This is a genomic window from Paenibacillus lycopersici (assembly GCF_010119935.1).
GTDB lineage: Bacteria > Bacillota > Bacilli > Paenibacillales > Paenibacillaceae > Paenibacillus_Z > Paenibacillus_Z lycopersici.
Window position 1 is genome coordinate 3,491,684 of record NZ_CP048209.1, and the last position, 15,799, is coordinate 3,507,482.

The window sequence follows — 15,799 nt, forward strand, 5'->3', positions numbered from 1 at the left end:
TTCAATTATTGAAAGGTCAGGTGCGTATGATAACCAAAGAAACGATTCAAAAAAACCTATGGAACTGTCTCGAGGACACCTCATTTCTGAATGTACCCGGGTTCAGGCGAGATAAAGTACGCGACACCTATGATAGGGGCGATACTCTAATCCTTATTACCACGGACCGTCAAAGCGCATTTGACCGGATTCTTGCCAACATTCCGTTTAAAGGCCAAGTATTAAACCGGCTTAGCGCCTTTTGGTTTGAAAACACCTCGGATATAATAAGTAACCACGTTATACATATCCCGGACCCGAATGTTACGATAGGGAAAAAATGCAAGGTAATTCCGGTCGAATTCGTCATGCGGGCCTACCTTACGGGTTCGACTGCTACCTCGGTTTGGGTTCAATACTCGCAAGGTATCCGAGACATATGTGGCCATATCCTGCCCGACGGAATGAAGAGAAATCAGAAGCTCGAGCAACCGATCCTGACTCCGGCTAAGAAGTCAGCCGAACATGACGAATCGATTACGGCTGCCCAAATCGTTGACGAAGGCTTAATCGATAAAGGGACCTGGGAGTATTTGCACAAAATCGCGTTTTCGCTCTTTGCCAGGGGCACGGAAATCGCAGATCGGAATGGATTAATTCTCGTAGATACCAAATATGAATTCGGTATCGATGACAAAGGAGAGATACTTCTCATCGACGAGATCCATACGCCTGATTCTTCCCGCTATTGGATGAAAGAGACATACGAATCGAGGTTAGCCGAGGGCAAGGAACCGGAGAATATCGACAAAGAATTCCTGCGACTGTGGTTCAGGGAGCATTGCGACCCTTACGAAGATAAAATTCTGCCGACCGCACCTGATGACCTTGTCATCGAACTGTCGTATCGCTATATCCGCCTCTTCGAAATGCTTACCGGCAAGGAATTTGCCGACGACGGCACGCATCCTGTAAAGGAGCGGCTTAAAAAGAATTTACATGCTTACCTTAGCTAAGCGACATAAATAGACAGGATGTAATTCGAAATTTCGGTGCCTCAACCTGCAGACCGTTAGAAGCGCGCATGATTGCCACAGCTGACAAAGGAGAACGATAAATGAAAAAGTACATCCTCTTCGATCATGACGGCGTTCTGGTGGATACCGAATGCTGGTATTACAAAGCGGGAGAACGCGCTCTGGCTGACATCGGATTCACCTTGGATAAAGAACAATACCTCCGCGACATGACCAGGTCGCGGGGCACCTGGTCCCAGGCTAGGGCGGCGGGGATTGATGAACAGACCATCAACAGGCAGCGCGAGGTCCGCAACGCGTATTATCAGGAATATCTAAGAACGGAAGCCATAGAGATTGAAGGCGTAGTCGAAACGCTGGCCGAATTGTCCAAGTACGTCCGCATGGCCATCGTGACGACTGCCAAACATGCGGATTTTCAACTGATTCATGAGAAGCGCCAGATTACGCCATTCATGGAGTTCGTCCTTGTTCGCGAAGACTACGAGCGCACCAAGCCGCATCCGGAACCATACTTGACCGGCCTGAAGCGCTTCGGAGCGGCCAAAGAAGAGACGCTGGTTGTCGAGGATTCTAACAGAGGGTTGACCGCTGCCGTGGCAGCCGGTATCGACTGTGCCATTGTCCATAACGACTTTACGCAAACACATGACTTCTCACAGGCCAGCTATCGAATCAAGAAGCTGATGGAGCTGAAGGACATTATTCTGCAAGTTAATTAAGAGAGCCATTCCGGCCCGCAGATTGTCGAGAAATATACGCTGCCTCGAGTAGGCTTGCGGCAACCGCGCACAAGAGCACGAATAGATCTTGTTGCGCTTCGCCGGCGTGGCACGGACTGCCGGAACCGCTTCGAACCAGCCGGCTTCATGACGGCTGGTTCACGGTACGTCCTCGATGGAAGCGGACAGGGGATCCGTTATTCGCTTCTTTATCACCTAGATTCGTATGCTCGCGGACAGGAGATCCGTTAAATCACCCGACTATCCTGTTTTCGATGTCATTCGGGGACATTAACGGATCCTGTGTCCGTGCGCTGCCCCAAAAGCTCGATTTCGCCCAAATAACGGAACCCCTGTCCGCGAGTCTTAGAAGGGGGATCCTTTCCCTTTCAGGACATGCGACGTAGGAGGCGTCGAACGTTCTCGACAGCCCCTGAGAGCCATTCTGGCCCAATTCATCGCTGCCACAGTTTTTCGCCCCGCTGTTAAATCCGCATGCCGCTGGGGACGCGCGTTCAAGCCGAACTTCCGGCTTCGGTGCGATACTCCTCAGGGGTCGCCTTGTAGTAATGCATCGTCGTTTCCGGACGGTCATGGCCCATGAGCCGGGCCAAGCGGTGGAGCGGCATGTTCTCCGCCTCCGCATACCCGAAGCGGTGCCGCAAATCGTGGGCGCTCAGCCCTTCGAGGCCGGCGGCCGTCATATACTTCCGAACCAAATGGCGCAGCGCCCGTTCAGTGAGGCGATCGCCGGTTTTCTCCGACGGGAACAAGTAAGGACTGTGCTCGGAGGATGCGGCTAGGTAGGCTGCCAGCGCGGCGCTGCACACGTCGTTCAAAGGCACTTCCCGTCGTTTATCGCCTTTGGCCGATCGGACCGTCAGCTCGCTGACGCGTTTGCCGAGCCGGATATCGTTAGGGGCGAGATCACATACTTCCATCGTCCGCAGCCCGGCATGCAGCATAACGAGCAGGATGGTCAGGTCACGGAGGGAACCTCCTTGCTCGACCGCCGCGATCAATGCGGCTTCTTCGTATTCCTGCATTCGCCGCGGGCTTGCTTTGGTTTCCGGCACGAGCTTCACCGCTTTCGCGGGATCGAGGGAGATCCGCCACTCGGCCGCTGCCCAGCCGAAGAAGCGCTTGAGCGTGATCAGCCGGCGGTTGACGGTGGCCGGCTTCAATGCCATCTCCTGCCGTGCGGCCTCTCGGTATCGCACAATGGCGGACTCGGTGACGGCTTCGATTCGGAACGCGTCTTCGGCATCGCGGCGATCTATCGTTTCGAACCAAGCGATGAACTGCTTCAAATCGCTTGCATACTCTTTCAATGTCTTCGGCGTCAATGCCTCTGGGATGGCGAGCGTTTCGATGAAGTCCTGAATCGCGCGCGCGCCGTGGTCGGATATGCCGACGGTTCTATTCATTCATTCAACCTCCTGCCTGTCAATTGTCTGAGAGAATGTCACCCTAACTGTTCTGTGAAAATGTCACCCCCGTTGAGTTTAAAGCCACCGTCAGGTGGCTTGGTTTCGGCCTTGCATTGTGGTATTCTGAATCTGTTTTTGGTGTACCTGATACGTCCTTTTCCAAGGATGGTCAGCGGCGGGTTTGCGTGGCTGCGCAATACCCGCTTTTTTATTGGGCTTCTTCTCCGCCTGTCGGACCGCTTTCGTGGTCTCCTTCAGCATTAAGGCCTCTCCGTTGTGCCAGATCAGCAAGGCCCCGCTAAGTGTCTCTCGGACCTCGACAACGGATTTGGCATCCCAGTGTCCCGGTACCGCCTTGGCGAAGGTGTAAATCCTCCCGCCGTACGAAAGCGTTCGGCCCGTACCCAGCTTACGATGTTCACGTGTCGTGAATACATGCTCTAAGCGTACGTCCTTGCCAAGCTTGCGGTAAGCGGAGTCGGCAGATACGGGGGCTACGGCAAACTGCTTGTTGTGCTTGGCGATAAGCTTGGGGAGTGCCTTATTGGCCTCCTCGATGGTCGATACACCGAGCAATCGCAGCTCAATGACGAGGCGGTCCTGCAGCGTCACCCAGAGGCGCTCAATGCGGCCCTTGGCTTGCGGCGTGACGGCCTTGATGTGTTCGATGCCCAATTCATGCATAGCCTTGCCAAAGTGCGAGAGGGGCTTGGTCATGCCAGCAAGCTGCTGCTCCAAGGTAAGTTTCTCGTTCGGCGAACGGAAGATGGTGTGGCGATCGCTGTAGAGTCCGAGTGGGATGCCTTGTTTCTTGATTCCCTGCATCATCACAAGCGAATACCCTTCGCGGCATTCAGTGGGCATGAATACGGCGCCTGTCACGATGCCGGTAGCGTCGTCGATGGCGGCGTGAAGGGCAAAGACAGGGGCACGATCCTCGAGCCAAGCATACGGAGTTGCGTCGATCTGCCAAAGCATACCGACTTGGGAGCGACGTTTACGGGGCTGGTGCACCTTCGAACGTCTACGCTGTTTCGCCGATTTCAAACCCTTGGTGAGGAGAATGCGACGTGTGCTGACGCCGCTTAGTTCAATCCCCTCATGCTCAGCAAGCAGTTCGGCAAAGTGACAGCTGTTGCTGCCTTGATACTTTTGTGTGTAAAGTTCCGCGACTCGATCCTTGATTTCCGCGGACAAGGCATGAACGGGCTTACGTCCGCGATTGCCGTGAGCGATCCCCCCAGCGTTTCCGACTTGATAACGTTTTTTCAGACGTTGAACCTGTCTAACCGAAAGCCCCAGCAGGGCAGCTCCTTCCTCATTCGTCATGTGTCCATCCAACACTTTCTCCACAACCAATACCTTCTTCAGCTCTGTGTTCGTCAATGTCATGGTCTCCTGTCTCATAGTGACATTATCTCAGAACAGTTACAGGGTGACATTATCACAGACGAACAACATCATTCAACCTCCTGCCTTGACTTACAATAGCGGACATGGTATTCTTAGTTTACTCGAAACATTAGCGGACATCAAGTCGTCCTGATAAAGCCTTTTGACCGTTATTTCGCGATTACGGCCGCAGCAAATTGGCGTAATGATAGAGCAAATACATCTTTTTTGGAGGCTTTACATGCACACAGGTACGGTGAAATGGTTCAACGCGGAGAAAGGCTTTGGTTTTATTGAAATCGAAGCAGGCAACGACGTATTCGTTCATTTCAGTGCGATTCAAGGCGAAGGCTACAAATCGTTAGATGAAGGTCAACGCGTGCAATTCGACGTCGTACAAGGCAACCGCGGCCCGCAAGCCGAGAACGTTACTAAAGTTTACTAAAACTTTCAAGCCGCCCCACATGAAGGGGCGGCTTTTTTTTCGGCCGCCTGTGTGCTCCTGATCCGGAGGCGTGTCGTAGCACGTCGGTTGACTATAGAGAAGCGAGGTAACGCGAATGAACAAAGAACAACTGGTGGAAGTAGTGGCGAAGAGCAGCGGATTCTCGAAGAAAAACGCGGAAAAAGCCGTAGCTCATGTGCTCGACTCGATTCTGGAGGCGTTGCTGCAAGGCGAGGAGGTGCAGCTCGTCGGCTTCGGCAAATTCGATGTCCGTTATCGCGAAGCGCGAACGGGTCGAAGCCGCAAAACCGGGGAAGATATCGAGCTTCCGGCGGGCAAGGTGCCCGTATTCACGGCTGGCCTCGCCATGAAAAAAGCTTTGAACGCTCCGAGGTACCGCACGACGCAAGGATAACCACGCAGCAAGACGTCGGATGCCGCCGCATTGACAAGAACGGGCGGAGAGGGCGGAATACCGGATAAAGGGGAATATAATGAAATCACAACAAGAAATCATCCGCTTGAAGAAGGACATTGCCGCGCTTGGCAAATCCGATTTGAGGAAGAGCATGTGGCAATTGGCGAACACCATCGTTCCATTCCTGCTGATCTGGGGACTCGCGTACGCAAGCTATTCGTTTTCGATCTGGATCGCGCTGGCGCTGGCAGTACCTGCCGCCGGGTTCGCAGTTCGGATATTCATTATTTTCCATGATTGCTGCCACCAGTCGTTCTTCGCCGGCAAGAAGGCGAACGCGATCGTCGGGACGATCACCGGGATACTGACCTTCTTCCCCTTCGATCAGTGGAAGAACGAGCATTCCATCCACCATGCGACGAGCGGCAACTTATGTCGCAGGGGCATCGGGGACATCTGGATGCTGACGACGGACGAGTACGCGGCCTTCTCCCCGCTGAGACGGCTGGGCTATCGCTTGTACCGCAACCCGTTCATCTTGTTCGGACTCGGACCGATCTTCTTGTTTCTGGTCGCGTACCGGCTGAACCGCAAGAACGCCAAGCGCAAAGAGCGGTTAAACACGCATCTGACGAACGCCGCGCTGGTCGGTGTGATGGGACTGCTTTGCTGGACGCTGGGGTGGAAGGAAGTGCTGGCCGTGCAGGGCACGATCCTCTACCTATCCGGCATTGCGGGCATCTGGCTCTTCTACGTGCAGCATCAGTTCGAAGACACGTATAACGAGCGTGCGGTCGAGTGGGATTTTGTCAACGCCGCGATGCACGGCAGCTCGTATTATAAACTGCCTCGGCTGTTGCAATGGATCACGGGCAATATCGGCTTTCATCATATCCATCATCTGGTGCCCCAAGCGTCGAATTACCGGCTGCAGCAAATCCATGACAGCAGCGACGCGTTGCGGAACGTTCCGGCGATCGGCATCCGGCTCAGTTTGCAAGCCCTTCGTTACCGGTTATGGGACGAGAGAAGCAAGCGATTCGTGGGGTTCCGGGAATGGAAGCGGAAGCCTGCGGCAGAGCAGGCGCAGTAATGCACGAGGTGTGATGACGGCCGGAAGAACACCGTTGTTATGAAGGCTACGGAAGTCGGACGTCAAGAACAGCTATACATCGGATGTCACAACGGAAGTCGCATAAACTGCGGCTTTTTTTGTCTGGAAATCTTGTCGCTTGGACAAGTCAGGCGCTTCTGCCTTAATGATCGGTGTAGTCGTCGCCAAACCAACCATAAGGCGCATGCAAGAATCGAGTTCGGGAAGCCGGTCACGTCCTGACAGCCTCCGCTGCTCGCGCAGCGATGCATTATGTTTTTCAATGTTGGCGTTCTTTATTCCGTGCTTCTAAAAATGCTTCCAAATTAGGCGATTGATTGTATTTCATTGCAGCTTGCTTATCCTTCTTAATAATGGCCTCGGTTAGATCAATATGATTGATGCTCGCGATGGCTACGGCGTAATGGATGACATCCACGAGCTCTTGTTCTAACGAAGCATCCCCTGAATGTTCCTTTCGTCCTTCTAACTGGTTTAGTACCTCTGCGACCTCGCCAATTTCTTCTACCAGCTTCATAAACAAAGCAGAGGAAGTACGTCCTTCTTTGTATTTTAGCGCCAAGTAGCCCTGTAACTCATGGAAAGTTAATTGCTTCATACGAAATCCTCGCTTTATCATTTTTTTGAGCAAGCTGTTGGAAAACAAAAAAGAACCCGGCAGCAAAATCATACCACGTATTCTACGTGTTAGACCGCTGACGGGCGTCTGAATTTCATTATTTTTCTTCCGTTAACCCATAACTACGCACCATAGCCGAGGATAATGAGCCATTTGAAGAGGGAATGCATGAAGGCGTCGATATCAAACAACATTGCGCCTCACCTCCTTTCATGTTCTAGCTATATGCTCCGATTCAAGGGTGAAGGTACACTTTTTTCGTTATGCCTTGCCAATTGACGGTACCTCGCTCGCTGTAAATTATTTCTTCCGACACGCTTCTCGGTATTACGACTCACGCTTTTTGCTAGTATGTGAGGTGAGTTGATTGTTGAAGGAGGACGCTGCGTTCGTATCATGGCGACGAGCGATTGCCGTTCGGGAATAGCGAATGAATAATACGGAGGTGGAAAGCATGGATGAAAAAGAAAAATACTTATTTGACTTACAAGGTTTCATTGTCATTCGAGATGTCTTGACTACGGAGCAGCTTGCGAAACTCAACAAGGCCATTGACGAGCAGGCCGGCATAGCGCCGGAAGAGCGAAGAAGCTTCATGTATTGGGAAGAACAAGCATTCCGCGATCTGATCGACGACCCGAATACAGAGCCGTATCTGACCGAGATTCTGGGTGAGGAATATCGTCTGGATCATGAATATTCGATTATCCATCAGAAGGGAGCGCCTCCGCTCGGACTTCATGGGGGAGGGGTTCCATATGACCCGGGGCAATATTATACGTTTCAAGATGGGAAAATGTACAGCGGATTGACCGTCGTTTCCTACGCCCTCACGGATATCGGCCCGGACGACGGGGGGTTCTGTTGCATTCCCGGCAGCCATAAATCGAATTACAGAACGCCGGCTGAATATAAGCATTACTCGGAAATCGGGCCTGTTGTCCACATTCCGCAAAAAGCCGGAGACGTGCTCATTTTCTCGGAAGCGTTGACACACGGTACATTTGCCTGGCAAGCAGCGCACGAACGGAGATCCTTGCTCTATAAATATTCGCCGGCGATGATTTCATGGGCGCCTTTCAACAGGTCTCAAGAGCTTCTGGACATGCTAACGGATAGACAGAAAGCGATCGTACAGACGCCATCTTCATTAGGTTACAGGTATTTTGGAAAGAGCAGAAAGAAGTAGCATGCATGCAGGGCTTCGTGACGTTGAATGGCAGTCGTTATCGACTTGTGCGTTAGCGGGACTATAGCGCAACGAAGCACAGGCCGCTTATTGTTGCGGCCTGTTGAGCTATCTGGCAACGGCATGTCAATCATAACGAGTTCCTAGCGGACAATCTTGTTATTTTTGAAGATCCTGACGGCAACGGATTAATGGCTATACAAATGCAGCATTTCTGAATCCGGAGAACGATAGTGCAACGAATCAGCATACCAAGGTCATCGTGAATGCTCACGATGACCTTTTTTATTTTCGGACTTCACCGCTCTGGACAGGTCATGGCTGAAGCATAACCTAACCCTTCCTGCAGAAATTAGGTATTTACAGATGGTGGAATATCGTTTACAATTTATTGAGTGAGTGACTCACTCAATAAAATTACGAAATAGAGGAGCTGTCCATATGAGCAAAACAAACGTATTGCCTGATTTGATGTTAAGAATCTTCAACCAACGCAAAAATGCACGTAAACTTCGTCTATTGTCACCGAACAGGATCTTGGAGAGTCGTTACATCACGATCGGCGGGATCGAACAATGGATATCGATTCGCGGCGAGGATCGCCGTAATCCCATTCTGCTATTCATCCACGGAGGGCCAGCGTCTTCCTATTCGATATTCAGTCCGCTTATTCGCTCTTGGGAGAAACACTTTACGATCGTGCAATGGGATCAGCGAGGCTCTGGCAAAACATATAGCCGTAACAGCAAGGACGGAGTTGGCGAGATCAACTTTGATCTGCTAGTCAGGGACGGTATTGAAGTAGCGAAATATCTGCTGCAATCGCTCCAGCAAAATAAATTGATTTTGATCGGCAGTTCCGTGGGAAGCATTATCGGGACGCAGATGGCGAAACGACGCCCGGATTTATTTCATGCCTATGTAGGGACGGATCAGAATGTAAACATCGAAGGACATAAGCTTTCGTACCGCATGAATTTGGATGGCCTCCGCGCAGCAGGCTGTGCGAAAGGTATCAGGCTGTTCGAGCAAATCGGACCGGATCCAGCCCGCTGGAGCCTCGAAGACTTTGACCATAAGAATCGTTGGATGGTCAAAGTCGTTACTCCTGCGCCTAATATGATTATGGATCTTGTACTGCCATCGATGTTGGCTTCGCCAAATCATAATTTTCGGGATATTCTCGCGTATTTCAAAGGGATGAATTACTCGCTGGGACAGTTATATGAGGAATTGATTACGTTCGACGCTCGCAAGGTAGGTCTGAAATATGAGTTGCCTTACTTCATTTTTCAAGGGGATACCGATTTGGTTACGCCGGTCGATACGGCTCGTTCGTTTTTTGAAGATATCGAAGCCCCCTGCAAGGAATTCGCGCTCGTTCCGAATGCCGGACATCTCGCTTGCTTTGCAAGCTCGGAATACTTTCTGGACTTGCTAGTTCAGCGTGTGCTTCCGCTCACGCGCTAGTCAAACGACAGGATACGGAGGGCTATACGTGATATAATGATGACAACATTCCCAATGGATCGGAGCAGATAGCATTGTCACCTCCAAACAAAGAGCGTCTGGATCAAATCCGTGACGAACGCACGACGCAAATTAAGCAGGCGGCACTTAAAATATTTGCTCGAAATGGTTTCAACCGGACGAAAACAAGTATGATTGCCGCAGCTGCGGGGATCAGCGAAGGTTTGATTTTTCGTTACTTCAAATCCAAAGACATTCTATTCTCGGCCATTGTCGAAGAATTGATGGAAGATGCGGCAAGCGAGATCGGTCATAGCGGGATCATGCCGGGTACCCCGTACGAACAGATCCGATCTTTAACTGCGAATATGCTGGACGACGAAAACAAATTTGCCTTTATGCTTATTCTCAAAGCCCGTAAAACCGAAAATCTTCCTCCCAGGGTGACGGAGATTTTCGAACGCTATTCCAACGACAGGATGCTTGATCAGCTGTTGCCCATAGTCATAAAGGGTCAAGAGCTCGGCGAATTCATCCAAGGAGATCCCAAGCAACTTCTAAGCTGGTACTTATGCATGATTAACAGTTTAATCTTGCAAGAACAAGGAGACGAAACGTACGGTTTCCCCGAAGCGGATGTTTTGATGAAAATTTTATCTAAGTAAGAATAACGCTTATCAGCCGGCGCTGCGTTTGATGCAGAGCCACAAGAGAAAGGGAAATGCAACTATGAAACGAGAGCGTCTGGATAAAGCCATACAGCTGCGCGAAGAAGGAAGAGCCAAGCAGAATCAAGCGCTTCTTGCCGAAGTCCGCGCGATGCTTCTAGATCTAGTCTCCGCTTACCCGGACGATGCCGAGATCAACTATCAAACAGCCGTTGCGCATGACAATTCAGGACTCGGACGAGAAGCGATTCCGTTCTATGAACTAGCCATTAAACAAGGACTAGCCGGAGCAGATCTCGAAAGAGCTTTGCTCGGATTAGGAAGCACCTATCGTTATTTGGGCTACTATAAGGAAGCAGAGGAAACGTTAAGGCGCGGCGTAAGAGAGTTCCCTCATCATAGAGGACTGCAAGTTTTTCTTGCGATCGCCCTTTATAATACGGGGAACTACAAAGAGTCGACGGAACTCCTTCTGACCAATTTGCTCGAAACAACCGCAGATGAGAAACTGCAATATTTTAGCAAACCGATCAAATATTACGCACAGCATCTTGATGAAACCTGGGAATGATCGCGGCGTCCATGCCACGCCGGCGAAGCGCCTCAGGAGCCGTTCGTGCTCCAGGGCGCGGTTTGCCATGAGCCTGCTCGAAGCAGCGTATAGTTCTCCGCAATCCGGGAGCGAGCGATCGCTCCTTTTTCATGCGCCGTTGCCTGTCTGCTTAACCTGTGCTCAGTCGATCGGGGTCATGCTTTCTCCTTCTCTGCGGTCTTCTTGTTCCTCACGGAGGCAAGGGTTGATTTTAGAGGAATAGGGTGCAATTTCGATTTTGAGACGCCAATTTGCTGAGAGGTGTAAATGCCCGTGTGACCGGAAAACAAATAGCTTACGATGCACGCCATAAACATATAAATCATCCCTTCCGAACCAAAAAGCTCGATGCCCATCACGAAACAGGCCAGCGGCGTGTTGGTGGCGCCGCTGAACACGGCAATCAAGCCAAGTCCGGCAAGAAACGGCGCGGAGAGATGGAGCAGAACGGCCAGCGAGTTGCCAAGCGTTGCCCCGATGACGAAGAGGGGGGTAACTTCGCCGCCTTGAAAACCGGCGCCAAGCGTAAGCGCGGTAAATAACGTTTTCCATAGAAACGCCAGATGCGCAACCGGCTCTTCGAAGGACTGCTGCAGTAAGGGAATGCCCAGCCCCAAATAATCGCGCGTACCGAAAATGAAAACAAGCGCAATGATAACAAGTCCGCCAACAAAGCCCTTGATGATCGGGTTTTTGAAAAGCTTCGCATACATTTTTTTGAGTCCATGCGTAAGCTCGCTGAAAAAAAGACTGGTTAATCCAAAGAGGATGGAGGCCACCATGACTTTGAACACGACGGACGCAGAGAGAGCCGGCACAGCGCCCATCGTGTAATGAATATGATGAATGCCCCAAGCCGTCGTAACCAGGTTACCCACGAAACCGGCGATGAAGCATGGAATTATAGCCTGATAGCTGACAAGCCCGATCGCAATGACTTCGAGTCCGAAAATCGTTCCGGCAAGGGGCGTTCCGAATACGGATCCAAAGCCGCTGCTGATGCCGCACATCAACAGAATTTTACGATCAATGCCATCGACTTTAAATACCTTGCCGATCCATTCCGAGAAGCTGCCGCCCATTTGCACGGCGGTTCCTTCCCGACCTGCCGAACCGCCGAAGAGATGGGTTAGAAACGTACCCAATAGCACAAGCGGAGCCATACGAAAAGGAATGCTCTCTTGTCCGTCTTGAATTTGTTCTAAAATCAGATTGTTTCCTTTGCCGGCGTTTTTGCCGAATTTCAAGTATACCAAGCTCATGAATGCCCCGCCGAGCGGCAATAGGTACAACAGCCAAGGGTGCGCCGTTCGCCGATCGGTCGCAAATTCCAGGCTCTCCAAAAATAACGCGGAAGCCGAACCGGATAAAATGCCCAGCATGCCACCGTAGAAAATCCATTTGAACAGTGAGCCGACCAGGGCAGCATGCATCGTTTTTTCGGCATAATGATAGGCCGTTTCTTTTAGCTTTTTCAATGTTTTCTCTCCCTTAGCATGGGTTGATTGGGTGAATTTCGGACAAAAAAATAGACTCCTACCAGTGCAAGTTGCTCACTGGTAGGAGTCATTAGCCCGAGGGCGGTTATGGCGAACTCCATCGCCTTATTCACGTGTATTCATTATAGTTGAAGTTAAAGCGCCGGTCAACGATATTCTGGATTCATTATGGTACTCTCATTAGTCAGGATATGACGAGTTTGTATAAAGCCGGTCGTTGAGAATGTGTATTGAGCATGAAATCCAAGTTGGGGTACAATCTACTCATTCGAAATGATAATGATTATCATTTTTAATAACGAATGGTTTTGCTGCACAACATAAACCTCATGGGAGTGAATGGAATCATGGCAAGATCGGGATTAATGAAAACAGGATGGATATCGCTTATAACGGCAGCGATGTTTACGGTGACCGGCTGCGGCTCGTCAGGCGATCAAGCTGAGGTCACGACGAATACCGATAAGCCTGCACAGGCGGCGCCCAGCGAAGCTACGCCTAAGAAGGAAACGCGCGTCGTTACCGATGCCTTCGGAGAGGTAGAGATTCCGACGAATCCGAAGCGAATCTCGGCGCTGTATCGTGAAGATTATTTGGTTGCGCTCGGGGTAACGCCGATCGTGCAATATTATAACCCGATGTGGGGTAAGCAGGATTATTTGAAGCTGGACGTGCCGTTGTTCGACGTGACCGGCAGCATCGAAGCGCTGCTTGTGTCCGAGCCGGACTTGATCATCGGCGCCGGAGAAGTCGATGCCGCACAATACAAGCTCTATTCCAAGGTCGCGCCGACGTTCCGTTTGCCGGACGACGTACTGGCGGATTCGCGCAAAACATTGACCTTAATCGCCGAATTGCTTGGTCTCAGCGACAAGGCGAAGCAGGTTCTTGCCGATTACGAAGCCCGTATCGCCGATGTGAAGGCGAAGCTGAACGCGGCGATCGGCGATGAGAAGCTTGTCGTCCTGCGAATGAACGTCGCAGACAAATCGATTAATATTTTCGGCATCCATAACACGTTTGTCGGACAACTCTTGTATGAGGATCTTGGGTTGAAGGCGCCGGGATTCGCCGAAGCGATGACGGAAGGCAATATCGTCTTGTCGAAGGAGGTCATTCCGGAGCTTGACGCGGACCATATTATCTTGCTTCCGTCCAACGGGACGTGGGAGGAAGAGGGCAACGCGAAGGCGCTTGAAGAAATGAAGGCGGATCCGTTATGGCAGACCGTTCCTGCATTCAAGAAAGGTCACGTATATCCCGTAGAGAGATCGTATTGGCAGACGGGCGCCATTACGGCCAACGGGCTGAAGATGGATGATTTGCTTCGATTGCTGGCTTCGTAGCGGGAATAAAGCGTGATTACGTTCATTGGCGGGACTCAACGCCATCCTTGAAATAGAGCCGCTTTTCAACGAAGGTTGATGAGCGGCTCGTTTTGATTTACACTATATTCATTGAGAATGAATATCAATTAGAAGGCGGTTGAAAGTAACGATGTTGGATATTGAACAGCGCGAACAAACCGGGACTGCTCCTATCGTCCATTATGTGCTGCAATCGATCCGCTTGATCGTTGCGGGCGAGCAAGCGGATCGGAGTGATTCGGACGGCAGCGACAATAACGATAAGGAAAGCTTTGAATTGCTCTTTATCATGAGCGGGACGGGACAAGGAAAATGCTATTTGCAGAGACCTGGTAGGACGTTATCCGTGGATCCTGAGGTGCTGAGCTGCAGCTATTACCGAGTGTGCTTCGTTACGAGCGGCAATGACGCGGCTTCCAGCCTACTGCCGGATAAGCAAGAGCTTGCCTGCGCGCCCTTCGCGAAGACAATGGAGCTGCTCGATGAGTTATATGGGCTCCGCGGGGCGAGCGACCAGCTCGGGCTGTTCCAACGATTCGCGAGATTTCAAGAGCTGCTGTTCTTGCTGCTCAGCCAAAATGCACCTGCAGCCGAGGAGAAGGGAACGGATATCGAGCGGCATGGTGTCGAGCATAGCATACGGCATATTCATCAGTACTACCGTGAGCTTCTGACCGTGGAGGAGCTGGCCTCCCTCGCAGGCATCGATCGTTGGAAGTATACCCGTCTGTTCAAAGAAGCGACGGGTCAAGTACCGCTCCAGTACTTGAATGATGTACGGATCAATCAAGCCAAGAAATGGCTGGCAAGCGCCGATGACAAGCTGCTCGATATTGCGCTGAATGCGGGTTTCAGCAATGAATATTATTTCAATCGCCGTTTCAAGCAGACGGTAGGCATGTCGCCCGGACAATACCGTCGCAGCCGCAAGGGACAGCTTCGGGTCGTAGCGCCGTACTTGGAGGATTTCATCGTCGCGCTGAATATGCAGCCTATCGCCCAGTATTGGCATGCGAAATGGGGAAAACAAGACTATCTGGGCTTAAACCATATTCCGACGTTCGATGAGAACGGCGGCAACTTCGACGCGCTTTCCGGTTATAAGCCGGATTTGATCTTGCTTATGGACCGTTATGAGCAGCAGCAATATTCGCAGTGCCGACGCATATCCAACACGTGCATTCTGCGCGAGCAGACCAATAATTGGCGTACGCTGCTGCGAACCGTCGCCGATTATTTCGGTCGGACGGCGTTGGCCGACGATGCGATCGCAAACTATGATTTCAAAGCACGGAATGCGAGTCATAGGCTGAGTCAAATTATGAAAGGTGAAACGGTCGCTTTCTTGCGTATCTCGGCAGACCACATCATCCAATATACGGAAGAAGGGCAATCCTTTGTGTCGACTGTTCTCTATGGCGATGCCGGCTTGCGTCCACATGCCGCGGTAGGCGTAGCTTCCCAAGCGAATAGGCCGGGCATGTTCAATCTCTCCGTAGCGGACCTGCGTGCGTTAACCGCGGATCATCTGTTCATTACGTTCGATAAGTGGCATAGCCAAGCCGAAGGAAAGGAGCGGGAACTGCTCGAGCGGCCGGAGTGGCATGATCTGCCCGCCGTACGGAACAACCGCGTGTACGAGGTCGATTTTCTAACCTGGATGAATAACGGAATCATATCCAACGGTATCAAAATCGACGATATCCTGCGATCGTTAGCTTGATTTGGTTGTGCTCGCGCGTAAAGTTCCGGATCCCATCCTCCATTTTGTATAAAGCGACTGTCGATTCTGTCCATTGTTATTGTCGCGCTGCCGAAGCTACAATGATATTGAGAATGATTATCACAGCATGGACAT

Annotated in this window: 15 protein-coding genes and 1 riboswitch; of the genes, 11 read left to right on the top strand and 4 right to left on the bottom strand. The window is 51.3% G+C overall.

Features of this window, described 5'->3' with window-relative positions; all coding sequences use genetic code 11:
- The first annotated feature begins 26 nt into the window (after positions 1-26).
- Positions 27-995: a phosphoribosylaminoimidazolesuccinocarboxamide synthase gene (locus GXP70_RS15530; RefSeq protein ID WP_162357664.1), complete on the top strand. Its 969-nt coding sequence runs from the start codon at positions 27-29 to the stop codon at positions 993-995.
- A gap of 101 nt (positions 996-1,096) precedes the next feature.
- Complete coding sequence (locus tag GXP70_RS15535) at positions 1,097-1,738, top strand: HAD family hydrolase (RefSeq protein ID WP_162357665.1); 642 nt, start codon at positions 1,097-1,099, stop codon at positions 1,736-1,738.
- 515 nt (positions 1,739-2,253) lie between these two features.
- Here GXP70_RS15535 and GXP70_RS15540 read toward each other — a convergent pair.
- Entirely contained in the window at positions 2,254-3,165 is a 912-nt protein-coding gene (locus GXP70_RS15540) for a tyrosine-type recombinase/integrase (protein WP_162357666.1), read from the bottom strand.
- 90 nt (positions 3,166-3,255) lie between these two features.
- A complete protein-coding gene (locus tag GXP70_RS15545; RefSeq protein ID WP_162360403.1) occupies positions 3,256-4,554 on the bottom strand; it encodes an ISNCY family transposase in 1,299 nt (432 codons plus the stop codon).
- 247 nt (positions 4,555-4,801) lie between these two features.
- Between GXP70_RS15545 and GXP70_RS15550 the strand changes: the two genes are divergently transcribed.
- From GXP70_RS15550 to GXP70_RS15560, 3 genes are all read left to right on the top strand, one after another.
- Positions 4,802-5,005, top strand: coding sequence for a cold-shock protein (locus GXP70_RS15550; RefSeq protein WP_162357667.1), 204 nt, complete (start codon positions 4,802-4,804; stop codon positions 5,003-5,005).
- A gap of 115 nt (positions 5,006-5,120) precedes the next feature.
- Positions 5,121-5,420 (top strand): HU family DNA-binding protein, encoded by a 300-nt coding sequence (locus tag GXP70_RS15555; RefSeq protein ID WP_162357668.1) that lies wholly within the window; start codon positions 5,121-5,123, stop codon positions 5,418-5,420.
- 79 nt (positions 5,421-5,499) lie between these two features.
- The gene (locus GXP70_RS15560; protein WP_162357669.1) at positions 5,500-6,516 is read left to right on the top strand and encodes a Delta(5) desaturase DesA; all 1,017 of its coding nucleotides are present in this window, start codon (positions 5,500-5,502) and stop codon (positions 6,514-6,516) included.
- 280 nt (positions 6,517-6,796) lie between these two features.
- Here the strand turns inward: GXP70_RS15560 and GXP70_RS15565 are convergent, their stop codons facing one another.
- A complete protein-coding gene (locus GXP70_RS15565) occupies positions 6,797-7,135 on the bottom strand; it encodes a MazG nucleotide pyrophosphohydrolase domain-containing protein (RefSeq protein WP_162357670.1) in 339 nt (112 codons plus the stop codon).
- A gap of 475 nt (positions 7,136-7,610) precedes the next feature.
- Between GXP70_RS15565 and GXP70_RS15570 the strand changes: the two genes are divergently transcribed.
- The 4 genes from GXP70_RS15570 (at position 7,611) to GXP70_RS15585 (ending at position 11,054) form a co-directional block, all read left to right on the top strand.
- Positions 7,611-8,345, top strand: a complete 735-nt coding sequence (locus GXP70_RS15570) for a phytanoyl-CoA dioxygenase family protein (protein WP_162357671.1) — start codon at positions 7,611-7,613, stop codon at positions 8,343-8,345.
- 441 nt (positions 8,346-8,786) lie between these two features.
- The gene (locus tag GXP70_RS15575; protein WP_162357672.1) at positions 8,787-9,815 is read left to right on the top strand and encodes an alpha/beta fold hydrolase; all 1,029 of its coding nucleotides are present in this window, start codon (positions 8,787-8,789) and stop codon (positions 9,813-9,815) included.
- A gap of 74 nt (positions 9,816-9,889) precedes the next feature.
- Positions 9,890-10,480: a TetR/AcrR family transcriptional regulator gene (locus GXP70_RS15580; protein ID WP_162357673.1), complete on the top strand. Its 591-nt coding sequence runs from the start codon at positions 9,890-9,892 to the stop codon at positions 10,478-10,480.
- Between the two features lie 64 nt (positions 10,481-10,544).
- Positions 10,545-11,054 (top strand): tetratricopeptide repeat protein, encoded by a 510-nt coding sequence (locus GXP70_RS15585; RefSeq protein WP_162357674.1) that lies wholly within the window; start codon positions 10,545-10,547, stop codon positions 11,052-11,054.
- A gap of 176 nt (positions 11,055-11,230) precedes the next feature.
- Here GXP70_RS15585 and GXP70_RS15590 read toward each other — a convergent pair whose 3' ends face one another.
- Positions 11,231-12,553, bottom strand: coding sequence for a voltage-gated chloride channel family protein (locus GXP70_RS15590; RefSeq protein WP_404822255.1), 1,323 nt, complete (start codon positions 12,551-12,553; stop codon positions 11,231-11,233).
- Positions 12,554-12,628: 75 nt separating this feature from the next.
- Positions 12,629-12,688: riboswitch (Fluoride riboswitch) on the bottom strand.
- A gap of 233 nt (positions 12,689-12,921) precedes the next feature.
- Between GXP70_RS15590 and GXP70_RS15595 the strand changes: the two genes are divergently transcribed.
- Positions 12,922-13,920, top strand: a complete 999-nt coding sequence (locus GXP70_RS15595; RefSeq protein ID WP_162357675.1) for an ABC transporter substrate-binding protein — start codon at positions 12,922-12,924, stop codon at positions 13,918-13,920.
- A gap of 151 nt (positions 13,921-14,071) precedes the next feature.
- Complete coding sequence (locus GXP70_RS15600) at positions 14,072-15,664, top strand: helix-turn-helix domain-containing protein (RefSeq protein ID WP_225442433.1); 1,593 nt, start codon at positions 14,072-14,074, stop codon at positions 15,662-15,664.
- Positions 15,665-15,799 lie beyond the last annotated feature (135 nt).